Source organism: Bradyrhizobium sp. (genome assembly GCF_052389815.1).
Taxonomy (GTDB): domain Bacteria; phylum Pseudomonadota; class Alphaproteobacteria; order Rhizobiales; family Xanthobacteraceae; genus Bradyrhizobium.
On the sequence record NZ_JBQTHN010000005.1, the window covers coordinates 20,801 to 42,903 of the forward strand.

19 protein-coding genes and 2 pseudogenes are annotated in these 22,103 nt (G+C 62.4%); 5 read left to right on the plus strand and 16 right to left on the minus strand.

All coding sequences use genetic code 11. The features are described from left to right. Positions 1-38: 38 nt before the first annotated feature. Genes ACT4OC_RS00945 through ACT4OC_RS00960 form a run of 4 tightly spaced genes read right to left on the minus strand, consistent with a single transcriptional unit; the run spans position 39 to position 4,764 of the window. On the minus strand, positions 39-1,091 hold the full coding sequence (locus tag ACT4OC_RS00945) for a branched-chain amino acid ABC transporter permease (RefSeq protein ID WP_057199225.1): 1,053 nt from the start codon (positions 1,089-1,091) through the stop codon (positions 39-41). Between the two features lie 3 nt (positions 1,092-1,094). Further along, entirely contained in the window at positions 1,095-1,979 is an 885-nt protein-coding gene (locus ACT4OC_RS00950) for a branched-chain amino acid ABC transporter permease (RefSeq protein ID WP_057199226.1), read from the minus strand. Further along, the gene (locus ACT4OC_RS00955) at positions 1,976-3,940 is read right to left on the minus strand and encodes an AMP-dependent synthetase/ligase (protein WP_057199227.1); all 1,965 of its coding nucleotides are present in this window, start codon (positions 3,938-3,940) and stop codon (positions 1,976-1,978) included. Before ACT4OC_RS00955 ends, ACT4OC_RS00950 begins: the two co-directional genes overlap by 4 nt. Then, entirely contained in the window at positions 3,940-4,764 is an 825-nt protein-coding gene (locus tag ACT4OC_RS00960; protein WP_349510078.1) for an ABC transporter ATP-binding protein, read from the minus strand. The genes ACT4OC_RS00955 and ACT4OC_RS00960 overlap by 1 nt, the downstream gene beginning before the upstream one ends. 537 nt (positions 4,765-5,301) lie before the next feature. Between ACT4OC_RS00960 and ACT4OC_RS00965 the strand changes: the two genes are divergently transcribed. After that, entirely contained in the window at positions 5,302-6,459 is a 1,158-nt protein-coding gene (locus tag ACT4OC_RS00965; RefSeq protein WP_057199228.1) for an acyl-CoA dehydrogenase family protein, read from the plus strand. Positions 6,460-6,555: 96 nt separating this feature from the next. Then, positions 6,556-7,200: a TetR/AcrR family transcriptional regulator gene (locus tag ACT4OC_RS00970; protein WP_057199229.1), complete on the plus strand. Its 645-nt coding sequence runs from the start codon at positions 6,556-6,558 to the stop codon at positions 7,198-7,200. Between the two features lie 96 nt (positions 7,201-7,296). Here the strand turns inward: ACT4OC_RS00970 and ACT4OC_RS00975 are convergent, their stop codons facing one another. From ACT4OC_RS00975 to ACT4OC_RS01025, 11 genes are all read right to left on the minus strand, one after another. Further along, the gene (locus tag ACT4OC_RS00975; protein WP_024343234.1) at positions 7,297-8,088 is read right to left on the minus strand and encodes an enoyl-CoA hydratase; all 792 of its coding nucleotides are present in this window, start codon (positions 8,086-8,088) and stop codon (positions 7,297-7,299) included. A 22-nt stretch (positions 8,089-8,110) separates the two neighbouring features. Next, positions 8,111-8,905, minus strand: a complete 795-nt coding sequence (locus ACT4OC_RS00980) for an SDR family NAD(P)-dependent oxidoreductase (RefSeq protein WP_057199230.1) — start codon at positions 8,903-8,905, stop codon at positions 8,111-8,113. A 24-nt stretch (positions 8,906-8,929) separates the two neighbouring features. After that, a complete protein-coding gene (locus ACT4OC_RS00985; RefSeq protein WP_057199231.1) occupies positions 8,930-10,108 on the minus strand; it encodes a lipid-transfer protein in 1,179 nt (392 codons plus the stop codon). Positions 10,109-10,131: 23 nt separating this feature from the next. Continuing rightward, a complete protein-coding gene (locus tag ACT4OC_RS00990; RefSeq protein WP_057199232.1) occupies positions 10,132-11,640 on the minus strand; it encodes an AMP-binding protein in 1,509 nt (502 codons plus the stop codon). 15 nt (positions 11,641-11,655) lie between these two features. Then, positions 11,656-13,206, minus strand: a complete 1,551-nt coding sequence (locus ACT4OC_RS00995) for an AMP-binding protein (protein ID WP_057199233.1) — start codon at positions 13,204-13,206, stop codon at positions 11,656-11,658. Between the two features lie 9 nt (positions 13,207-13,215). After that, positions 13,216-14,451: a thiolase family protein gene (locus ACT4OC_RS01000; RefSeq protein ID WP_057199234.1), complete on the minus strand. Its 1,236-nt coding sequence runs from the start codon at positions 14,449-14,451 to the stop codon at positions 13,216-13,218. Between the two features lie 9 nt (positions 14,452-14,460). Beyond that, on the minus strand, positions 14,461-15,162 hold the full coding sequence (locus ACT4OC_RS01005; RefSeq protein ID WP_057199235.1) for an ABC transporter ATP-binding protein: 702 nt from the start codon (positions 15,160-15,162) through the stop codon (positions 14,461-14,463). Continuing rightward, positions 15,159-15,917: an ABC transporter ATP-binding protein gene (locus ACT4OC_RS01010; RefSeq protein ID WP_057199236.1), complete on the minus strand. Its 759-nt coding sequence runs from the start codon at positions 15,915-15,917 to the stop codon at positions 15,159-15,161. Before ACT4OC_RS01010 ends, ACT4OC_RS01005 begins: the two co-directional genes overlap by 4 nt. Then, positions 15,914-16,864: a branched-chain amino acid ABC transporter permease gene (locus tag ACT4OC_RS01015; protein WP_057199237.1), complete on the minus strand. Its 951-nt coding sequence runs from the start codon at positions 16,862-16,864 to the stop codon at positions 15,914-15,916. The genes ACT4OC_RS01010 and ACT4OC_RS01015 overlap by 4 nt, the downstream gene beginning before the upstream one ends. Further along, positions 16,861-17,718: a branched-chain amino acid ABC transporter permease gene (locus tag ACT4OC_RS01020; protein WP_057199238.1), complete on the minus strand. Its 858-nt coding sequence runs from the start codon at positions 17,716-17,718 to the stop codon at positions 16,861-16,863. The genes ACT4OC_RS01015 and ACT4OC_RS01020 overlap by 4 nt, the downstream gene beginning before the upstream one ends. A gap of 67 nt (positions 17,719-17,785) precedes the next feature. Next, complete coding sequence (locus tag ACT4OC_RS01025; RefSeq protein WP_057199239.1) at positions 17,786-18,973, minus strand: ABC transporter substrate-binding protein; 1,188 nt, start codon at positions 18,971-18,973, stop codon at positions 17,786-17,788. 193 nt (positions 18,974-19,166) lie between these two features. On the opposite strand from ACT4OC_RS01025, the gene ACT4OC_RS01030 reads away from it, so the two are divergent. From ACT4OC_RS01030 to ACT4OC_RS01040, 3 genes and pseudogenes are all read left to right on the plus strand, one after another. Further along, complete coding sequence (locus ACT4OC_RS01030; protein WP_162250102.1) at positions 19,167-19,799, plus strand: TetR/AcrR family transcriptional regulator; 633 nt, start codon at positions 19,167-19,169, stop codon at positions 19,797-19,799. A gap of 74 nt (positions 19,800-19,873) precedes the next feature. Next, positions 19,874-20,084: pseudogene (locus ACT4OC_RS01035) on the plus strand (SOS response-associated peptidase); the annotation flags it as partial. Positions 20,085-20,583: 499 nt separating this feature from the next. After that, positions 20,584-20,871, plus strand: a pseudogene (locus tag ACT4OC_RS01040) (IS5/IS1182 family transposase); the annotation flags it as partial. A gap of 55 nt (positions 20,872-20,926) precedes the next feature. Here ACT4OC_RS01040 and ACT4OC_RS01045 read toward each other — a convergent pair. Next, positions 20,927-22,063: a nitronate monooxygenase gene (locus tag ACT4OC_RS01045; RefSeq protein ID WP_057199303.1), complete on the minus strand. Its 1,137-nt coding sequence runs from the start codon at positions 22,061-22,063 to the stop codon at positions 20,927-20,929. Positions 22,064-22,103 lie beyond the last annotated feature (40 nt).

Genomic DNA, 22,103 nt, shown 5'->3' on the forward strand with positions numbered 1-22,103 from the left:
TTCCTCCCATGAATGTTCTAATTCCGATCGCCCAGGCATCAATAGGGAAATGGCCAAAGGCGATAGGATCGTTTCAGGATATTCCAGCGGTGCATCAGCCCGCGCGGCTCGAAAATCAGGAACGCTGCGATGATCCCGCCGAGAAACACGTTCATCATCGCAAACACCACATCGCCACCGAGCGAGGGAAATTGCGCGACGATGCTGGGCCCAAGTGTAACGAAGCTTTCCTGAATTGCCTTGATGACGAAGACGCCGATCAACGCTCCGGTGATCGAACCGAGGCCTCCGACGATGACCATTGCGATGAACCAGATCGAATGGAACAGCGTGAATTGATCGACGGCGACGAAACGCACGTAGTAGGCCCACAGCCCCCCGCCGATCCCCGCGTAGAACGCACCGATCAGGAAGGCGGTTGCCTTGGTCCGCACGACGTTGATTCCCATCAGCCCGGAAGCGACGTCGTCGTCGCAGACTGCGACGAAGGCGCGCCCGTGCCGGCTGCGCACGATGCCATAGGCGCCGAACACCATCGCCGCGGTCACGGCCAGGCAGAGATAGTAGATCGAGGTCTCACTGACGAAACTGAAGCCGAAAATCTGTGCCGGCTCCAGCGTCAACCCGTTCGACCCGCCGAACCACGACTGCGGCAGATTGAGAATGAGGAAATGAAACAGGGTCTGTGCCGCGATGGTGGTGAGCGCCAGGTAAAAGCCCTTGATGCGAACCGCCGACAAGCCAAAGATGAACCCGAACACCGCGGCGGCGCAGCCCCCGAACGGAATACTGAGCCAGAACGGCAGATTGAATTTGATCGCCAGCGCTCCGGTGGCGTAGGCGCCGACTCCCATGAACGCAGCCTGGCCGAGATTGATCTGGCCCGCATATCCCATGTTGATCTGCAGGCCGATCACGACCACGGCCATGATCAGCATATTGGTCGAGATGGCGACGAGCCGCGGTCCCAGAACATGGGGCAGGATGACCAGCGCGACGAAAAGCAGAACGAGCGCGACACATTGTCCGCGGGTGCGGATCAACGCCTGATCGCGTTCGAAGCTGGTGGCGAATACGCCTGCCGGATCCATCGGTCACACCCTTTCGATGGTCTTCCAGCCGAACATTCCGGTCGGCCGAATAAAGAGGATGAGCAGCATGATGATAAACGGAAACACGGTGCCGATCGCGCCGCCCACGATCGGATCGAGGTAGGCGGTCACGAGCCCCTGAATGATACCGACGATAAGGCCGGCCAGCAGAACCCCGGCGATCGCCTCGAAACCCGCCAGCAGCGCCACCGGCAACGCCGCAAGGCCGATGTCGGAGGCGAGGAAGTTCAGCGACTTTCCGCTGAGGAAGATGATGGCGCCAAGCGTCGACAGCACGGCACCGAGAATCCAGGCGAACGCAATGGAGCGCTTCACTGAAATTCCCATCGACAGCGCCACCTGATGATCTTCGGCAACCGCTGTCATGCGCAGCCCGGCCCGCGTGCGGTTGAAGAACCACGACAGGCCGAAACCGACGATGACCGTGATTGCGCCGCCGATGAGAAGCGAGCGAGGGATGAGGATCTCCCCGATGATCACCGGCTGAAGCGGAAAGATGATCGGGAACGAGCGCACCTGCGGGCCGAACAGCACGAGGATCAGGCCGCGGATCAGGATCAAAAGTCCGATCGTGACCATGACCATGGCGAACACCGACTCACCGGCGAGGCGGGAAAAGAACACCCGCTCGATGAGGAGTCCGAACAGCGCCGCCGCAACGAACGCGAGCGGAATGCCGATCGAGAGCGGCAGGCCCAGCGAGGCGACCATCCACCAGACGATGAAGCCGCCGAACACGACGAGTTCGCCTTGGGCGAAATTGAAGACCTTCGACGCCCGATAGATGACCACGAAGCCCATGGCGATGAGGGCATAGAGCAGCCCGACCAGCGCACCGTTGATGAAGTAGTTGACGAAATCGATCATGCGATGGCCCGCAACGGTTCAGCGGCGTTTGCCGACTTGCCTGCCTTGACGACGTCGTGGATGGCGACGTGAGCAGACAGCGCGCCCTTTCGCCCGTCCTGATATGTCACCGCGATGTCGAGCTTCTGATGATCCCGACTGCCGTACATCGCCTCGATCAGCACGGCATAGCGTTCGGCGAGGAATTCGCGTCGCAGCTTGCGTGTGCGGGTCAATTCGCCTTCATCCGGATCGAGCTCCTTGGGGAAGTTGGCAAAGCGACGGACCCTCGCGTGCTCGGGCAGGAACGTGTTGACGCGCGCAATCTCGCCGCGCATCAATTCGGCCACCTCTGGCTTCTGCGAAAGGTCGGTGAAGGTGGAGAAGCTGATGTTTCGATCCTCCGCCCAACGCGACACCACGCTCATGTCGATATTGATCAGCGCGCCGATATAGTCGCGCGTATCGTCGCCAAGCGTCATGATGTCCTTGATGAACGGGCTGAAACGCAGCCGGGTCTCGATAAACTGAGGCGGAAACCGTTCGCCGGAGCGAAGCTGTCGAAGATCGTCGAGGCGCTCGAGGAATACGAGCTCGCCGCTGTCGGTGACCGACACGGCATCGCCCGTGCGATACCATCCGTCCTCAACGCGCTGGGCGACGCTGTCGGGCTTCTTGTGATAGCCTTGAAAGACACTGCCGCCACGAACGAGCAATTCACCCTGCTCCGACACCTTCCATTCCAGCGCCGCACCGGATTCGGGGTGCGAGCTCAGCCAGTGCCCGACCGTCTCGAGATTGTACCGATTCCCCTGATGCAGGGTCAGGAGTCCGATCTCGGTGGCGCCATAGATATTGCGTAACGGCACGCCGATGGCATGGAACAGGCGAAACACATCCGGCGCCATCGTGGAGCCGCCGCACAATGCGAGCTTGATGCGCGTGAGGCCGAGCTTGTCCCGCAGCGGCTTCAATACCAGCATCTCCGCAAGCGGCAGCGCAAGCCGCGCGCCGAGCGGGACGGGCCTGCCTTCAAGACGCGCGACATGGACCTTGTGGCCGATATCGACACCCCAGGCATAGATCGCCCTGCGCGTCCGGCCGGCATCGAGCATCCGGCCCTGGATGGTGGCGGCGAGGCTCTCCCACTGGCGGGGAGCGAATACCATCACCTCGACTGCGAGTTCGCGGATATTGTTGAGAACCTCCTCAGGCGATTCCGGGAAATTCACCACCAGCGGCAGCAGGAGGCCGATAGTGACGCCGAAGAACTGCTCCGTCGCCCAGGCCGGGGCGATATAGGTGAGATACTCCATGCCGGGCTTGATGCCGGTCGCCGCGATGACGCGATGCGCGTTGTCGACGAGATAGCGGTGGGTCAGCACCACGCCCTTCGGCCGCCCGGTGGTGCCGGAGGTATAAGACAGCACGGCCACGTCGTCGGGTCGGCCTGTCTCGACCAGGCGCCGGAACAGATCGGTATCCTCGGCGTGGCGCGCGCGTCCGACCTCAACCACCTTCTCGAACGGCGTCAGGCGCTCGTGACGATAGGACCACATCCCGGTATCGTCCCAGTAGATCATCTGGCGAAGGTGCCGAACGCGATCGAGAATCGCGAACCCCTTGTCCACCTGCTCCTGATCCTGCGCTACCAGACAGACCGCATCGCTATCGTTGAGGAGGTATTCGATTTCGTCCGCAGTGATGTCAGGATAGAGCGAGACGATCTTGCATCCGATCGAGAACGCCGCAAACTCGCTCCAGAAGTTCTCCGGCTCGTTCTCGCCGATAATGGCCACGGTCTCGCCGCGGCGAATACCCATCGCGTCAAGGCCAAGGGCGAAGGAACGCACCTTCTCGAGAACATCACCATAGGTGTATTCGCGCCAGATGCCGCGATACTTGTGCCGCTCAACGAGCCGGTCCGGCGCCGCGCTGGCGCGCTCGAGCAACAGTTGCGGAATGGTACGCATCGGCAGCATCAGCGATTTCCTTCGCCCAGATATGCCTTGAGCACCGCAGGATTCTTCTGAACCTCCAGCGGAGTCCCCTCTGCAATCTTGCGGCCAAAGTCGAGCACCACGATCCGGTCCGCTAGATCCATGACGACACCCATGTCGTGCTCGACGAGCACCACCGGGATCTGTCGCGCCTCGCGAACGTCGAGAATGAATCGCGCGAGGTCCTCCTTCTCCTCGGTATTCATCCCGGCCATCGGCTCATCCATCAGCAGGATGCTCGGCTCCTGAGCCAGTGCCCGACCGAGATCGACGCGTTTGCGCAAGCCGTAGCCGAGGCTGCCGACCGGCTGATGGCGGATGGATTCGATTTCGAGCAGCTCGATGATTTCCTCGACGACCTCGCGGTGCCGGATCTCCTCGCGTCTGCAAGGCCCGAAGTAAAAGAATGCCGACGGAATCGAGCTCTTCATGTGAATGTGACGGCCGACCATGATGTTTTCGATCACGGTCATGTTCGAAAAGATATGCGTCCCCTGGAAGGTCCGGGCCAGGCCGGCCTTCACGATATGGTGGACGCCCATGCCGGACAGCAGCGAGCCATTGAATCGTACCTCGCCCTGCTGCGGCCGATAGAAGCCGCTGAGGCAATTCATCAGGGAGGTCTTGCCGGCACCGTTCGGCCCGATCACCGCGAGCAACTCGTCCACCCCGACCGCGATGGACACATTGTCAAGCGCGACAACGCCACCGAAAGCCATCCGGATACCGTCGGCGACGAGAACCGCGGCATTCTGCGCCGCACGGCTCTGCGATGCTGAATAGAGAGGCGAAACAGCGCTCAACACGCTCCCCCTTCACCAACGCAGTCCTGCGACATTCATCCTCCCCACGGTATGCGGCATTTCGACCGAACAGCGCCCCACCCTCAAATCGACCCATCCTCTGCGGATTTTTATGACCGATGAGCATTATTTTTAACTCGACGGTCAATTTCGGTCAAGCCCATTCGGGCGCCTGCAACACACCACGACGAAACAGGCAGATCGAACACTCCGGCGCGAACGCATCAAGAGGCACGGATTCCGGTTGCAGCAGGCAGCAGGCACTTCCCGCTTTGGAGGAAGCTCGTGATTGGGCGCATTCAGGCGCGCCTTTCGACGAAGCGGCCTCGACTTTTCGACCTGCAATGGCACCAAACCGAAAAGGCAAAGCCTCGAATATGAATTGACCATAACGTCAAATATCCTAATATGTGGTCGAATACGGAAGATCTGCAGCTCTCCGTGAGCAACGTCTGTCACCGGTTTCGCGCGCTCGCGAAACCGCGTCGCTCCAGCAACGCTGCCAATTTCCGGTAAGGACAGGCAGGAGGAGAATCCGGGATGGCAGGAGCCGAGAGCAAATCTTTTTCGTTCCTAACCGACCAGCAAACGATGGTTCGGGACGTCGCGCGCAAGGTTGCGACCGACGCGATCGCCCCCACGGCAGCGGAACGCGATCGCACCGCGACGTGGCCGCACGCCGAATTGAAGGCTCTCGCGAATCTTGGCTTCATGGGCATGCTGCCGCCGGAACAATATGGCGGCTCGAACGCGGGGTTCGTCGCCTATTGTCTGGCGCTGGAGCAGATCGCTGCGGCCGACGCGGGTGTCGGCACCATTTTCCACGTCCACAACGTCACCGCCTTCACCATCGCCTTGCGCGGCAACGAGGAACAGAAGCAGAAGTATCTGCCGCCGATGCTGCGCGGCGAAAAGATCGGCGCGTTTCTTCTCACTGAGCCGCAGGCCGGATCGGATACCGCCGCATTTCGTGCCACCGCGCGCCGCGAAGGCGATCACTTCATTCTCAACGGCACCAAGCAGTTCATTTCCAACGGGAGCGAGGCTGGTACAACGATCGTGCTCGCTCGCACCGATCCGCAGGCCGGTAAAAGTGGATTTACGACGTTCATCGTCGACCCGACCTCACCCGGCTACAATGTTGCGCGCGTCGAGGACAAGCTCGGCCAGCGGACGGCCCATGTCGCTCAGATTCAGCTCGACAATCTTCGTGTTCCGGCGGAGAACGTGCTCGGCGAAGTCGGCGCTGGCTACCGGATCGTCATGGGTGGCCTGTCTGACGGTCGGATTGCAATCGCCGCGCAGGCCGTCGGCGTTGCCCAGGCAGCGCTCGACGCTGCGATCCGCTACGCCAACGAGCGCGAGGCCTATGGCAAGCCGATCGTTGAACTGCAGGCGGTGAGCTTCCATCTCGCGGAGATGGCCGCTCAGGTCGACGTCGCGCGGCAATATTATATCCACGCCGCGCGGCTCCTCGAGGCCGGAGCGTCCTGCGCCAAGGAAGCGGCCATTGCCAAGCTCGTCGCTTCGGAGATGGGGGAGAAGGTCTGCTCGGACGCCCTGCAGATCCACGGCGGCTACGGCTACCTGAAGGATTTTCCGGTCGAGCGCTACTATCGTGACGTTCGAGTCTGCAAGATCTATGAGGGAACCAGCGATATCCAGAAGCAAATCATCGCGCGCAGCCTTTCGGCCTGAGGTTCCAGAAATTGACTTCGAGGCAATAATTTTGACTATGGGGCCTCAAGCATAGGGAATCGTTCCCTATATGCTCCGGATATTCGGCATGCTCTCATGAAGAAGGCATCGACAGCAAGGCGCGGCCGCCATGCCTCCGCCTGGAAAAGCGTAGTCCTCAACCGGGAACAGCAGTTCTCGCTGAAGCGGGGCGCGCTGCTTCGCGAGGCGGGCCGCGCATTCAGCCTTCGCGGCTATCACAACACCTCGCTCGAGGATGTGGCGAAGACCTTGGACGTCACCAAGGCCGCGCTTTACTACTACGTCACGAACAAGCAGGAAATTCTCTTCGAATGCCACATGATGTCGCTCGACTTCGGCGACGAGGCGATGAAGTACAGCGAAGAGCATGGCAAGACCGGGCTTGAAAAAATTCTCCTGCTTATCGACAAGTACGTCAAAACCATCACCAGCGAGATGGGCTCTTTCGCGGTGCTCGGCGAGTACGACGCGCTGGAGTCGCAGAACAAGGCGATCATCGGCAAGCGTCGCGACAAGTTTGACCGCGGCTTCCGGAAATTGATCTCTGAAGGTATTGCCGACGGGACGGTGCGTGCCGTCGATCCCAAGCTGACGGTGTTCTTCTTCATGGGGTCGATCAACTGGATGACGCGATGGTTCACGACTGAAGGACCGCTCACCGGCGAGCAGGTCGCCCGGCAACTTGTCGATCTCGTAGAGGGAGCTCTGCGGAGCCGCTGATCGCGCCTCGCCGCCCCAGCGGAGCCGAAACGCTGCTCGCAAAAGACGCCTGGAACCCACGAAAACGATCCGCCGGACGGAGGCGCAAGAGCAATGTTACTTTCGTCCCTTCCAGAGCGGCTTGCGCTTTTGTACGAAGGCAGCAATGCCCTCGCGCGCATCAGCGTGGGCCATGTTCCTCACCACGAGTTCGCCGGAATATTCGTAGGCATCGGAGATGGGCATTTGCAGCTGGCGATAGAACGCCTGTTTGCCGAGCGCCAACGTGTAGGTCGATTTCGAGGCGATCTCCGCTGCCAGCGACTCGACCGTTTGCTCGAGTTGCTCGGGCGTGACCACATCGTTGATCAGCCCGATGCGTAGCGCAAACGCCGCGTCGTAGAGGCGCCCCGTGGTGAGCATCTGCATCGCGTGTTTCGGCATCACGGCGCGCGACAACGCCACCATGGGCGTGAGGCACCACAAGCCAATGTTCACGCCCGGTGTCGCAAACCGCGCCTCGCTGGAGGCGATCGCGAGATCGGCACTGGCGACCAACTGGCAACCGGCGGCCGAGGCCACGCCTGCGACGCTGGCAATGATGACCTGCGGTTGATCCCGCATCGTCTGCATCAGAGCCGAACAGCGCGTCGACACCGTCTTGAAGAATTCGGGATCCGTCTCCCCGTCAAATTCGGTAAGATCATGCCCCGCGCAGAAGATCTTCTTGCCGATCCCAGTCAGGACGATCACCGCGATCGACGGCTGCCCCCGGAGGTCCATCAGATGGCGGGTCAATTCATCGATTGTCGACAAGGAAAGGCTGTTGCCGCTACGCGGACGGTTCAAGGAAATGTACGATACCGCACCCCGATCATCGCGGATAACAAGTTCTTTTTCTTCGCTCATGACACGTTCCCAGAAAGTCTCGTTAGCCAGTTCGGCACGTGAGCGCACCATCGACAGGAAGAAGCACGCCGGAGACGTATTTCGCGTCATCCGACGCCAGGAACAGCGAGGCATGCGCCACGTCCCAGGCGGTGCCCATCTTGCCCATCGGCACCATCGCATCGCGCCGGGCAATCATGTCGTCGACGGAATCGTAAACGTGCTTGTATGGCTCGACGATCATCGGCGTGTTCATCAGGCCCGGCAACACCGCGTTGCAGCGGATGCCCTTCGGCGCATATTCGACCGCTACGGCGCGGGTGAAGTGGTTCACGCCGGCCTTCGAGGAATAATAGGAAATCATCGGCACGCTGATCGTGGTGATCGATGCGACCGATGACACGTTGACGATCGCGCCGCCGCCCTGCTTGACCATTTCCGGGAGGACGCGCTGGCAGGTGAGAAAGAACCCCTTCAGGTTCACCGCCATGACGCGGTCCCAGCTCGCCTCGTCGATATGCTCGGGACCGCCGGGCTCGGCGATGCCGACATTGTTCTGCAGGATGTCGATGCGGCCATGACGGCTGATGGCCGCACCGACGGCCGCATCGATGTCCGCGGCCGACGTGATGTCGGCGCGCAGGGCCTCGGCCCTGCCGCCTTCTTCCGTGATGATCGCGACGGCGCGCTCCGCCGATGCTAGATCGCGGTCGACGCAGATCACCGTCGCGCCTTCGCGCGCGAACAGGACGGCCGTGGCCTTGCCATTGCCCCAGCCTTCACCGACGCAGCCGGCTCCCATGACGAACGCGATCTTGTCCTTGAGCCGCTGCGACATCGGTGAATTACTCCCGCTTCTGGTTCAGTTCTTTTCGTAGAGCGTCACGACGGCCGCGCCGCCGAGGCCGAGGTTGTGCTGGAGCGCCAGCCGCGCACCGTCGACCTGGCGGGCCTCGGCGGTGCCGCGCAACTGATGGACAAGTTCGTAGCACTGCGCGAGGCCGGTCGCGCCGAGCGGGTGTCCCTTGGACAGCAGGCCGCCGGACGGGTTGGTGACGAAACGTCCGCCATAGGTATTGTCGCCATCGAGAACGAACTTCTCGGCCTCGCCCTCGCCGCAGAGGCCAAGCGCCTCGTAAGTGATGAGTTCGTTCTGCGCGAAGCAATCATGCAGTTCGACGACATCGACATCGTCGGGGGCGATGCCGGCCTTCTCGTAGACCTTTTCGGCCGCCGACTTCGACAGGTCGAAGCCGACGACGCGCATCATGTCGCGGGTCTCGAAGGTGCTGGGACGGTCCGTCGTCATGGCCTGCGCGCGGATGCGAACTGTGTCGTTCAGGTTATGGCGTCTGGCGAACGCCTCGGAGACGAGCACGGCGGCGGCGGCGCCGCAGGTCGGCGGACACGCCATCGAGCGCGTCATCACGCCCTCCCAGATCACCGGCGCCTGCATCACATCGCCTTCGGTCATTTCTTTCCGGAACAGCGCCAGCGGGTTGCGCGCGGCATGGCGGCTGGCCTTGGCGCGGATCTTCGCGAACGTCGAGAGCTGCGTGCCGTACTTGTCCATGTGCTGCTTGCCGGCGCCGCCGAAATAACGGAGCGCCAGCGGAATCTCGCCATGGCCGACAAGTTCATCGGTGACGCGGTCGAATTCCGAGAACGGCGACGGCCGGTCCTCGAAGATCGACCCCAGCGCACCCGGGCGCATCTGCTCGAAGCCGACGGCCAGCACGCAATCCGCCGCGCCGCTTTCGACCGCCTGCCGCGCCAGATAGAGCGCGGTCGAGCCGGTGGAGCAGTTGTTGTTGACATTGACGATCGGGATGCCGGTCATGCCGACCCGGTAGAGCACCTTCTGGCCGGCGGTGGAGTCGCCGTAGACGAAACCGGCATAGGCCTGCTCGATGGCGTCGTAGCCGAGGCCGGCATCCGCAAGCGCCAGCTTGACCGCCTCCTCGCCCATCGCGTCATAGGGCGCTGATGCGCCCGGCTTTGCGAACGGGATCATGCCGACACCTGCAACGATCGTGGTCATTGTGCGCTCCTTGTGTTCGCCGATTACGCGGCCGTTTCGCTTTCGATGATTTTCCGGATTTCGGTCTTGAGGATCTTGCCGTAGTTGCTTTTCGGCAGGCTCGGCAGGAACCGGTAGGACTTCGGCCGCTTGAAGCGGGCGATATGTTCGATGCAGAAGGCATCCAGTTCCGCGGCCGTCACCGGCGCCGACGACGCCACGAAGGCGATGACCTCCTCGCCCCAGTCGGGATGGCGGCGACCGATCACGCTGACCTCCGCCACGGCGGGATGGCGCAGCAGCACCTCCTCAACTTCCCGCGGATAAATGTTGGAGCCGCCGGAGATGATGACGTCTTTCGAGCGATCCTTCAGATAGAGAAAACCGTGCGCGTCGAACGTGCCGACATCGCCGGTCCACAGCCAGCCGTCGCGCAGCGCCTGCGCGGTGGCGGCCGGATTGTTCCAGTAGCCGGCCATCACGACATCGCCTGATACGATGACCTCGCCGTTCTCGCCCGGCGGCATGTCGTTGCGGTCGGCATTGACGACGCGGACCGCGACGCCCGTGCGGGGGATGCCGACCGATGACAGCCGGTCGTCGAGACGGCCGTCGCCATTGTCGAGATGCATGTGGGGCGGCAGGTAGCTGATCGTGCACGGCGACTCGCCCTGGCCATAGGCCTGCCACAGCCGCGGGCCAAGCGCCGACAGCGCGCGCTTGAGATCCTCCACATACATCGGCGCGCCGCCGTAAAAGATGTGATCGAGGTGCTCCACCGTGAGGTCGGCCATGGACGGCGAGAGGACGAGCCGGTTCACCATGGTCGGAGCGGCGAAGAATGAGCTGCCCGGGTATCGATTGATGAGGTCGACGATTTCGGCCGGCTCGAAGCCGCCGCTCTCCGGCACGACATTGGCGGCGCCGCGTACCAGGTGCGCGAGCGCAAGCAGCCCTGCGCCGTGCGACAGCGGCGCCGGATAAAGCGACGCGTCGGTTTCGTCGACCGGGCCGATATCGGCGAGGAAGCTCATCGTCATGTTGTAAAGGTTGCGATGGGTCAGCATCGCGCCCTTTGGATAACCTGTGGTGCCGCTGGTGTAGAACAGCCACGCATTGTCGCCGGGCGCGGCCGGTGCCGGCCGAAGATCGGACGGCACCGTCGCAAGCATCGCGCGATACGCCTCGCCGTCGACATCGACGACGTTGCCCGGCTGCGACAGTCCGCCCTCGATGTCGGTGAACAGCACCGAGGCGGCGCAATTGTCGAGGATGTAGGCCAGTTCCTTCGGATGCAGCTTGGCATTGATCGGCGCCACCGCCAGCCCAGCGAACCAGGCGCCGAACAGGATCTCGAAATATTCAGGGCGATTGGACAGGAAGACGCCGACCCGCGAGCCCGGCGCAAAGCCCTTGTTGCGCAAGGCCTGGCCGAGCGCCGCGCTGCGCTGCAGAAGCTGCGCATAGCTATGGATCGTCGCGCTGCCGAGACAGACCGCCGGGCGATCCGCAAACGCTTTCGCCGCATTGGCGAGTACCATGGCGATATTCATGGGCTTCTTCCCCGTTCAGATGGCGCGCGTGCGTCCCTTCCAGAACGTCTCGCGAATATCCTTCTTACGGACCTTTCCGACCGCGCTGCGCGGCAGGCTGTCCCAGAAATCCACCGACTTCGGCGCCTTCACGCTGCCGAGCTTCGCCTTGCACAGCGCAATGATCTCATCGGAATTGGTGCTCGAACCCTGCTTGAGTTCGATGACGGCCTTGACCGCCTCGCCCCATTTCTCGTCGGGCACGCCGATGACGGCGCAATCCTGCACCGCGGGGTGGCCCCAGATGATCTGCTCGATCTCGCTCGGATAGACGTTGAATCCGCCGGAGATGATCATGTCCTTCTTGCGGTCGACGATATAGACGTAGCCGTCCTCGTCCTTGAAGCCGATGTCGCCGGTGTGGTGCCAGCCGAAGGTGGACACCTCCGCGGTCGCTTCCGGATTCTTGTAGTAGCCGGGCATCACCAGGTTGCCGCGCACCACGATCTCGCCGCGCTCGCCGGCCGGCATCAGGTTGCCGTCGTCGTCCATGATCTCGACCGGCGTCAGCAGCGTCGGCCGGCCGCAGCTCGCCAGGCGCTTTTCCTTGTCGGGATCGCCGATCACCATGTGCTCCTGCGGTGAGAGGAAGGTGCAGAGCATCGGCGCTTCGGCCTGGCCGAAGGTCTGCGTCATCACCGGCCCGAACACCTCAAGGCATTCCTTCAGCTTGTCCACCGACATCGGCGCGGCAGCATAGATGAAATGCTCGAGCGAGGAGAAGTCGTGCTGCTTGATGGCGGGATGGGCGAGCAGCATGTAGATCGCCGTCGGCGGCAGGAACATGTGGGTGACGCCCTCGGTCTCGATGGCGTTCACCACCTTGGCGGCGTCGAAGCCCGGCAGGATGATCTGCGTTGCTCCTGCCGCCATCAGCATGATGCCGACGCCGCCCGCCGCATGCGTCATCGGCGCCACGACGAGATGAACCGGCGGCTTCTTCACCGGCATCGAGGTGAAGAAGTTCGAGATCATGGTTTCCCAGACCAGGTTGGTCCAGAGCACGCCCTTAGGCCGGCCGGTGGTGCCGCCCGAAGAGAAAACCGAAATCGGCTTGCCGGGATCCTCGGGGATATCGGGATCCGTCTCAGGCGCATCCGAAATCCAGTCCAGCAGGAAGGGCGCATCCGCGCCCGCCTTGTCGATGCAGACATAGTGGCGGATCTTCGGGCACTCCTTGCGGAACACCTGCACATTGGCTTCGAATTCGCTGTGATAGAATAGCACCTCGACGTCGCAATTATCGAGGATGTAGGCGTTGTCTTCCGCGGAGTTGCGGGCGTTGATCGGCACCCAGATATTGGCGCCGCGGATGATGCCGAGAATGCACTCGAACGCCGTCGCGCCATTCGGGCTATACACCGCGGCCATCTGGCCCGGCTTGAGGCCGGTTGCCGCGAGCGCGTTGGCGATCCGGTAGCTGCGGAACTGCACTTCGCGGAACGTCCGCGACACCGTTGCATCCTTCAGGCAGATGCGGGACGGATTGATGCCGACGCCGCGGTCAAAGAAATCGATCAGCCGCATGAATGGCCCTCAGCGTTCCAGGATCGTGATGCAGGCGGTCGCTTCCTCATAGTGATGGAAGCCGCCACCGTTCTCGGCAATGGCGTGATGCGCGCCCTCGACCTGCCGCGCCCCCGCCTCGCCGCGAAGCTGGCTCACGAGCTCGTAGATCTGCGCGAGGCCGGTCGCCCCGATCGGGTGACCGCGGGATTCGAGCCCGCCGGAGACGTTGATCGGAATCCGGCCGCCGAGCGCCGTGTCGCCGTCCCGCACCAGCCGGCCGCCATCGCCAAGCGGTGCGAAGCTGAGCAGTTCGGCTTGGTGCAGTTCCGCGAAGGCGCTGGCGTCATGCACTTCGGCCACCGACATGTCGGCGGGGCCGACACCGGCGATCTCGTAGGCGCGGTTGGAGGCGAGCCGGCACAGATGTCGCTCGAGGTCGTTGGCCTCGCGGTCGGAGCCGGAAGCCAGCACGGAGGCGGCGATCCGGATCGCCCGCGTGGCGCCGAGCGCGCGCGCCTTCTCCGCCGAACAGACGATCGCGGCGGCCGCGCCGTCGCTGATCGGCGCGCACATCGGCAGCGTCAGCGGCCACGACACTTCGCGCGCCGCCAGCACGTCGTCAGCGGTCATCGCGTCCTGGTACTGCGCCTTCGGATTGAGCGACGAATGCCGGTGGTTCTTCGCGGAAACCTCGGCGATGTCGCGCTGCGTCGTTCCAAAGCGATGCATGTGATAGCGCGCCAGCGAGGCGTAGACGTCCATGAATACGCTGCGCTTGCCGCTGTTCTGGCCGGCGCCCGGCGGCAGCGCGAGATCCTTGCCAAGCGCCGTCAAGCGCCGAACGCTGCCGTCGACGTCATGCACGTCCCAGGCGCCGTCGAAGATCGCAAAGGATTTTTCCCGGTCATTGGCGTTCATCTTTTCCGCGCCGATCGCCAGCGCGATGTCGCCCTGCCCCGACGCGATATAAGCGAAGGCGGCGTTGAGCGCCGTCGAGGCGCTGGCGCAGGCATTCTCGACGTTCGTCACCGGAATGCTTTCGAAGCCGAGCGCCCTGAGAACCAGCTGGCCGCGCACCAGATGCTGGCCCTCCACGACGCCCTGCGCGGTATTGGCGAAGAACGCAGCCTGGACATCACTCCGCGCGATGCCGGCATCGGTGAGCGCCTCTTCCACCGCGCCGCGCGCGATCGTTTCGAGCCGATCGTCGAGGTAGCGGCCGAACCGCGTCATGCCAACCCCGATGATGTAGACGTCGGCCATGACTTCCTCCTAGACGCTGATGAGAGACTCAATGCGGGCGCGATCCGCCTGCAGTTCTGCGGTAGTGCCCGACCAGACGACCCGGCCATTATCGATAACAAATTGCCGGCGCGCCAGCTTCAGCGGTACCTTCAGGTTCTGTTCGACCAGCAGCATGGCAATACCTTCGGCATTGATGACGCGCATGGACTCGATGAGCTGGTCGACGATCAGCGGCGCAAGTCCCTCGGTCGGCTCGTCGAGCAGCAGTACCTCCGGATTGGTCAGCAGGCCGCGGCCGACCGCCAGCATCTGCTGCTCGCCGCCGGACAGCGTATCGCCGCCCTGCGCCGCGCGCTCCTGCAGCCGCGGAAACAGCTGGTAGATGCGCTGCAGCGACCACGGCCCCTTGCGGCCCATTACGGTCGCGATCTTCAGGTTTTCCTCGACCGTCAGGTTCGGGAAGATGCGCCGGTTTTCCGGAACGAAGGCAAGCCCCAGCCGCCCGAGTTGATGGGGCTTCAGCGCCGTGACGTCGCGATCGCCGATCAGCCGTCGCCCGCTGTGAACGGCATTGAGGCCAATGGCCGCCTTCAGCAGTGTGCTCTTGCCGGCGCCGTTGCGGCCGATCAGGGACACGACCTCGCCGGCCGCCACGTCGATCGAGACGTGATGCAGGGCCTGCGCCTTGCCGTAAAAAACGTCGCAATCCTGCAGGGCCAGCGCGCTCATTCGTCGTTCCCGAGATAGGCGGCGCGCACCGCCGGGTTCGCCTTGATCTCCGCCGGTGAACCGGATGCCAGCAACTGTCCCTGCACCATCACGACGATCTCGTCGGAGATCTGCATCACGACGTCCATGTTATGCTCGATGAGCAGGACGGTTCGTCCCGCCACGATCCGCCGGATCAGGTCGATGGCCTGCTCGAGGCGCTCATGGCCGACGCCGGCGAGCGGCTCGTCGAGCAGCAGCACGCTGGGATCGCTGAGCAGCGCGAGGCCGACCTCGAGCGCCCGCTGGTCGCCGTGCGAGAGGTTCTCGGCCGGTGCATGCGCCAGCCGCTCAAGCCCGATCTGTTCGAGCACCCGTTCGGCATCCTGCCGGATCTCGGCGAAGCGGCCGGCCGGCATCCAGAACGGCTGCACGCGATAGCGGTGGGCGAAAGCCCCGAGCTTCAGGTTCTCCAGCACGGTCATGCCGGAGAATATCTTGGTGATCTGGAAGCTGCGGCCGAGGCCGGCCCGCGTCCGCGCATGGATGGACAGTTTCGTGATGTCCCGCCCGTTCAGGGTCACCTGCCCGGCGGCCAGCGTCGCGTGGCCAGAGAGTGCATTCATCAGCGTGGTCTTGCCGGCGCCGTTGGGCCCAATCAGCCCATAGATCCGCCCGGACAGGAAGCTGCGGCTGACGCCCGCGACGGCCTTGAGGCCGCCGAACGCGACTTGGATGTTCTCGCACTGCAGGGAAACGCCGGCGCCGGTGCTCATTTCGACGCACCTCTCCCGATGCGTCCGAACACGGCAAAGAGACCGGCGATTCCCTTCGGCAGGAAGATTGTGCAGAGAATGAAGACGATGCCGAGGATGCCGTACCAGTGCTCGGTGAACTGGCTCAGTTCCTCCTTGAGGACCTCGAACACCGCGACGCCCAGCACCGGACCGAGCAAGGTGCCCTTGCCGCCGAGCAGCGTCATGATCAGCACATCGCCGGAGGTGCTCCAGTGCAGCATCTGCGGGCTGACATAGAACATCAGCGAGGCCAGCAGCGCGCCGCTGACGCCGGCATAGGCACCCGAGATCATGAAGGCGCACTGGCGCAGCCGCTGCACGTTGTAACCGATCTGCTCGGCCCTGACGTCGTTGGCCTGCACCGCCTTCAACGCGCTGCCGAAAGGCGAGACGCGCAACAGCGCCATGATCGCCAAGCCGATCACGAACACCGCGACAAGGAAGTAGAAATAGTTGCGGTTGTTGTAGAAATCGACGCCGAAGAGGGCCGGCCGCAGCACGCCGGGAATACCGTCCAGACCGCCGGTGAAGGCCCGCAGCTTCGTGCTGGCTAGGATGTAGACGAGTTGCGCCAGCGCCAGCGTCAGCAGCGAAAAGAACAGGCCCGACACACGCAATGCGAACACGCTGAGCAGGAAGGCCAGCGCCGCGCCGGCGACGGCCGCCACCAGCAGCGAGGGCAGGAAGCCGAACTGAGGCGCCAGCAGCGCCAGCGCATAGCCGCCAGCGCCGAACATGGCGGCATGTCCGAAGGACAGCATGCCGGCCATGCCGAAGATCAGGTCGAAGCCGATCGCGAACAGCCCCCAGATCAGGATCAGGCTGATCAGGTTCAGGCTTTCCTCGCTGGTCGAAACCATCGCAAAGACGATCATGGCGGCGATGGCGGCCGCCATCAGGATCTGGTCGAGACGGAACATGCTCATGCCGCACGTCCCTTGCGGCTGAACAGGCCTGACGGGCGGGTCAACAGGGTGACGATCAGCAGCACGAAGGTAATCAGTTCCACCCACTCCGGCGCATAGGTGAACCCGGCCGCGCGCGCCATGCCGAGCAACAGCGCGGCGAAGATCGCGCCCTTGATATTGCCGAGGCCGCCGATGATCACCACCACGAAGCAATCGATGATCACGCTAAAGCCCATGCCGAGTTCGATCGGCACCAGCGGCGCCGCGACGACGCCGCCGAGCGCAGCAAGCCCGGAGCCGAGCGCAAACACCGCGGTGCGCACCCGCGCCACGTCGACGCCGAGCGTCTGTGCCATTTCGGAATCGGAGCTCGCGGCGCGGATCACCATGCCGAGCTTGCTGCGATCGAGCAGCAGGAACAGCAGGACGGAGACCAGCGCGCCGAAGCCGATGATGAACAGGCGATAGGACGGGATCTGGCTGCCGAACAGTGCAATCGGCTGCGAAAACAGGGCCGGCGTCGGCACCTGCTTGTAATCGAGTCCCCAGATCAGGCGAACCGATTCCTCGATCACCAGGATGAAGCCGAAGGTCAGCAACAGCTGATAGATGTGATCGCGGTTGTAGACCGGCCGCAGCGTGATCACCTCCATCGCCGCGCCGAGCGCCGCAACGACCAGCGGCGCGAGCGCCAGCCCGATCCAGAACGAGCCGGTCCAGTGCACGATCTGGTAGCAGACATAGGCGCCCAGCATATAAAGGGCGCCGTGGGCGAAGTTGATCACGCCCAGCATGCCGAAGATCAGCGTCAGGCCCGCCGCCAGCAGGAACAGCAGAAAGCTCAAGCTCAGGCCGATGACGATCGTCGACACGCCAGGGAGATCCGGGGGTTGGAAAGACGAGGAGTGAGGCGCGTCCCGGCCCGGGACGCGCCTCGTTTCACGAGCAGACGTCGAACAGCTTGGAGGCGTCGAACACGTCGGTGATCTTCATGGTCAGCGGCGGCAACGGCGCCTGGCCTTCGGTCACGACACCCCACAGGCCGACCTGCGCCGCCTGGTGATCGCAGCCGCGCATGACCTTCTTGCCCTCGAGCGAATTCTCGCGGGTGCTCTTGGCGAAGGCATCGACCCACGTTTCGCGGTCCCAGCTCTTGGTCGACTCGACGACATCGAGCCACCAGCTGATGCCGTCATAGGCCTCGCCGGCAAAGCTCGAGGGCCACTCGTTGTACTTGGCACGGTAGGCCTCGACGAACTTCTTGTTGGCGGGATTATCGACCGTGAAGTGGTAGCGCACGCCCGAATAGACGCCGACCGCTGCCGGGCCGACCGCCGCAGCGAGGGTCTCGTCCTGCAGCACCGGACCGAACTGGGTCTTGGTCTTGTTGAGGCCGACCTGGCCGGACTGTTTGAGGAAGGTGACCGCGTCATTGCCGGTGACGATGACCGCGATGCCGTCGGCGTCGGACTTCGCCATCTTGTCGACGATCACGGAGTAATCGCGGTTGCCGAGCGGCGCGTAGTCATTGCCGACGATCTCGATGCCGGCCTTCTTGGCTTCGGCGGCAAACAGCTCCCAGCCGTCGCGGGTCGCCTGGTAGTCGGCGGTCACGCCGTAGATCTTCTTCAGCCCCTTGACCTTCGCGAACTCGATGCACATCCGGATTTCCATGCCGAGCGTGTTCGAGGTGCGGAACGTGTAGCGCGAACCGTTCGGCCGCGTGATCTTGTCGTCGGCGGAAATGGTCACCAGCAGCGGGATCTTGCGCTGGTCGGCCAGGCCCTGCAGCGCCAGCGTCGATGCCGAGCCGACTGCGCCGAACATCATCTGCGCGCCACCCGCCAGCAGGCGCGTCGCCTTCTGAACGGCGGGCTGCGGCTTGGTCTCGTCGTCTTCCCACGACACCCGGATCGGCTTGCCGAGCACCTTGCCGCCGCGGTCGGCGATGGCGAGTTCGACGCCCTGCCGCATGTCCTTGCCGATGATGCCGTAAGCGCCGGAAAACGCCAGGATACCGGCGATATGAAAATCAGCCGGCTCATCCGCAGCGAGAACACCTGTCGCCGGAGCAAAGGCCGACAGCGCCGCACCGGCCGAGCTCAGCAAAAATGTACGACGATGCATAAAACCTCCCAAAAACCTGTCATTTAGATGTATCTTACTGAGGAGTAGGCTATCTCTGACCTCCAGGTAAATGTCAAGCCGCGGAGCGGCTTGCGACCTGCGGCTTGAACGCAGGCGGAGAAATGTGCATTGGAGACAGGGCGCGACGGTGTGTCGCTTCCTGCATCGTGCCGCAACTTGGGGAAGTACAGGGATGACGAAAAAACCAGTGGGGAGAAAGCGTCCCAATGTTTGGGAAAGCGTCGACCTGCGCCAGGAGCAGCACGAGGCCAAGCGTCGTCTAATCCTTAAACAGGCAGCACTTCTGTTCGCGGATCGCGGCTTTCACGAAACAACGATCGATCAGATCGCCGAAGCTCTCAATGTAACCAAGCCGACGATCTACTACTACATCGAGAGTAAGGAAGACCTGCTCTATCAGGTGGCGCATACGGCTCTCGTCGACCTCAATGAGGCCTTGTCTCGCGATCAAGACGCGAAGCTTCCCGCAATCGACCGCCTCGAACAGTTCTTCACGATGTATGGCAGACTCATACTGTCCGAGTTCGGGGTGTGCCTGGCTCTGGTCAGCGACCGCTCGCTTAACGCGCAGTCACGACGCAAGCTTCGCTCGCTCAAGAAGCAATTTGAGATCACCGTTCGGAAAATTCTCGAAGAAGGCAGCAAAGATGGCACCATCTGCGTGGACGATCCGAAAATGTTCATATTTGCCATCTTTGGTGCGTTCAATTGGGCTCCGCAGTGGTTCTCGAACACAGGCGCATCCACTCCGGACGAAGTCACGGCTGCGATGTTCCATGTATTTCGCAGCGCTGCGGCTCGGTAAAGCAGGGCAATTGAAAAAGCGCTGGCTGGACTGACCAACACGGAAAGCAATACTGGCATACAATTGCCATGGGTATCCGCAACACGTCGTCACCACGCTGGCGCGGATGACTGAAGCCGAAAAACCGATGCTGGGGCCATCCAATAGGTTGGCCGAGTACGCGCCCGAGCCGAACCTCGAGACCAAGAAAAAGGACGTCGTCTGGTTCGCGATCGATGATAATCGGCCGCTCACGTGCTTTGCTGTGCTGAGTTCAAGGGCGATCGTGACGCAAAATCGAAGCCTCCTCGTTGAGCAGGGTCGACGCGCTCAAGCAGAAGCCGTGCGCGCGGTGATCGCCGCCGGTGCCATTATCGCAGCCCACAATCGCAGCGTCCAGCGCAACCGAGTTGCCCCCGAAGTCGCCCAGCCCGAGGTAAGTGTCTCGCTCGGCATCATGGAGCACAATGGATGAGGGTACGCATCAAGGCCCTCCCTTGACCTCGCGATATTATAGTCGGTCAACCCCATCGGGCTTCCGAGTCAGACCCGGTTCGATTCCGGTCCGAGCCATTGTGGATACCGGAACGGCATGGGGCGCGCCTGCCGCTTGGGAGCCTGCTGACTTATTTTAGCCAGCTAATACCGCCCGTCAGCTTGTTGGCACTTCTGTTTACGTGTTTCGGCAATTCCCGGACACCGATTTCGGTAATTCGCGGACAGTGATTTCAGTAATTGCGGGACAAGGATTCCGCTAAATCGCGGACAGTTATGGAGCTGGTTTTTCGGGAGCGCCTTTCAGGCAAACCCCCGTCGCGTCTTCATCTCCGGCCAGAAGCGCGACGTCTTTGGTGTCATCAAGCGCGAGCTGCCCCGTCGCTCCGCCATCGAGCTCATCATCGGTCACATGAAGGCCGAAGGCCATCTCGGCCGCAGCTTCCTCAAAGACCGCGCCGGCGACGCCGCCAACGTCGTCCTCTCAGCCGTGGGCCTCCGCCGCATCCTCGCCTGGCTGAGAGAACTCTGGTGCCTGTTCCTGTCAGCTCTATGGCGCACGCTGGCCTGTCCAGCCCCGCTCAATTCGGCTTCTTAACGGACGACCACCTTGGGTCGGGAGCACTGTACGAAGTCTTCCCAATCGTAAGAGCTCAGTCAGCCAACGTTGCGGATAGCCGCTCGACCGCCTCCGCAAAATCTCGCTTGAAATCCAAAACTACGGATCGCGCCGACTGCTCGGCATTCATCAGACCGACTGCCTGACCGACGAAATAGGCAGCAAGCTCCTTTGCACCGCTGTGCCCGCCGGCCGCAAGCTTATCGATCTTCGAAAACGGGGGGCGACTGAGCAGTCCCTGCAGTGGCATGGGCAGCGGATCAGGCGCATCTTTTGTAGCCCAGGCATCCGACCATGCTGACTGCAGGTGGCGCGTGGGCTTGCCGGTTCGACTGCGAGAACGGACCGTCTGACGTGAGGTCGCCTTCAGCATCTTCTCTTTGACGGTGGGTGTCGTCTCCGCCTCTGTCGTCGTCAGCCACACGGAGCCGGTCCAGGCACCCGCAGCCCCCATGGCCATGCAAGCCGCCATCTGCCGGCCAGTCGCAATGCCGCCCGCCGCCAAGACATAGATATCCTTGTAACTTTCGATCGCTTCAAGCACTTCCGGAATCAGCACCATCGTTGCGATCTCTCCGCAATGACCCCCAGCCTCCCCGCCAGCGGCCACTAGAATATCGACTCCAGCTTGCGCGTGCTTGACAGCGTGTTCTCTTGCACCAGTCAGCGCGCCAACCATGATGCCCCTCTCTCGAGCGCGCTCCATCACCGATTTTGGCGGCACACCCAACGCGTTCACGAAGAGCTTGATCGGATGATTGAAAGCAACGTCAATGAGCTTTAGAGCACCAACTTCCCGCATGTTGTCCGAAGAGCGGCCGTCGTATTCGCCGTTCCACAAATCAGTTGAGTCGATTCCATGCCGATCGAGAAGTTCTTCAACGAACTTGCGGTGACCCATAGGGATCTGCTCGCGGAGCTTGTCGTCGGTTAGTACACCTGCCTTATCCTCCATCCTGGTTGGGATGAGCAAGTCAATACCATACGGCTTGCCCTGGACCTTCTTGTCGATCCAGTCCATCTCGATCTCAAGACTATCCGGTGTTAAACCGACCGCGCCGAGGACGCCAAAGCCTCCCGCGTTGGTCACTTCCGCAACGACATCGCGGCAGTGGGTAAATGCAAACAGTGGAAACTCTATACCGAGCTTGTCGCACAATTCGGAGTTCATGTTTTTCTTCTCGTCTATGGTCAATCACACCACGACACAG

What these genes read in the sequence shown, in the direction of transcription:
- ACT4OC_RS00945 (WP_057199225.1), bottom strand. Translation starts at nt 1,091, where the DNA reads ATGGATCCGGCAGGCGTATTCGCCACCAGCTTCGAACGCGATCAGGCG.
- ACT4OC_RS00950 (WP_057199226.1), bottom strand. Translation starts at nt 1,979, where the DNA reads ATGATCGATTTCGTCAACTACTTCATCAACGGTGCGCTGGTCGGGCTG.
- ACT4OC_RS00955 (WP_057199227.1), bottom strand. Translation starts at nt 3,940, where the DNA reads ATGCTGCCGATGCGTACCATTCCGCAACTGTTGCTCGAGCGCGCCAGC.
- ACT4OC_RS00965 (WP_057199228.1), top strand. Translation starts at nt 5,302, where the DNA reads ATGGCAGGAGCCGAGAGCAAATCTTTTTCGTTCCTAACCGACCAGCAA.
- ACT4OC_RS00970 (WP_057199229.1), top strand. Translation starts at nt 6,556, where the DNA reads ATGAAGAAGGCATCGACAGCAAGGCGCGGCCGCCATGCCTCCGCCTGG.
- ACT4OC_RS00975 (WP_024343234.1), bottom strand. Translation starts at nt 8,088, where the DNA reads ATGAGCGAAGAAAAAGAACTTGTTATCCGCGATGATCGGGGTGCGGTA.
- ACT4OC_RS00980 (WP_057199230.1), bottom strand. Translation starts at nt 8,905, where the DNA reads ATGTCGCAGCGGCTCAAGGACAAGATCGCGTTCGTCATGGGAGCCGGC.
- ACT4OC_RS00985 (WP_057199231.1), bottom strand. Translation starts at nt 10,108, where the DNA reads ATGACCACGATCGTTGCAGGTGTCGGCATGATCCCGTTCGCAAAGCCG.
- ACT4OC_RS00990 (WP_057199232.1), bottom strand. Translation starts at nt 11,640, where the DNA reads ATGAATATCGCCATGGTACTCGCCAATGCGGCGAAAGCGTTTGCGGAT.
- ACT4OC_RS00995 (WP_057199233.1), bottom strand. Translation starts at nt 13,206, where the DNA reads ATGCGGCTGATCGATTTCTTTGACCGCGGCGTCGGCATCAATCCGTCC.
- ACT4OC_RS01000 (WP_057199234.1), bottom strand. Translation starts at nt 14,451, where the DNA reads ATGGCCGACGTCTACATCATCGGGGTTGGCATGACGCGGTTCGGCCGC.
- ACT4OC_RS01005 (WP_057199235.1), bottom strand. Translation starts at nt 15,162, where the DNA reads ATGAGCGCGCTGGCCCTGCAGGATTGCGACGTTTTTTACGGCAAGGCG.
- ACT4OC_RS01010 (WP_057199236.1), bottom strand. Translation starts at nt 15,917, where the DNA reads ATGAGCACCGGCGCCGGCGTTTCCCTGCAGTGCGAGAACATCCAAGTC.
- ACT4OC_RS01015 (WP_057199237.1), bottom strand. Translation starts at nt 16,864, where the DNA reads ATGAGCATGTTCCGTCTCGACCAGATCCTGATGGCGGCCGCCATCGCC.
- ACT4OC_RS01025 (WP_057199239.1), bottom strand. Translation starts at nt 18,973, where the DNA reads ATGCATCGTCGTACATTTTTGCTGAGCTCGGCCGGTGCGGCGCTGTCG.
- ACT4OC_RS01030 (WP_162250102.1), top strand. Translation starts at nt 19,167, where the DNA reads ATGACGAAAAAACCAGTGGGGAGAAAGCGTCCCAATGTTTGGGAAAGC.
- ACT4OC_RS01045 (WP_057199303.1), bottom strand. Translation starts at nt 22,063, where the DNA reads ATGAACTCCGAATTGTGCGACAAGCTCGGTATAGAGTTTCCACTGTTT.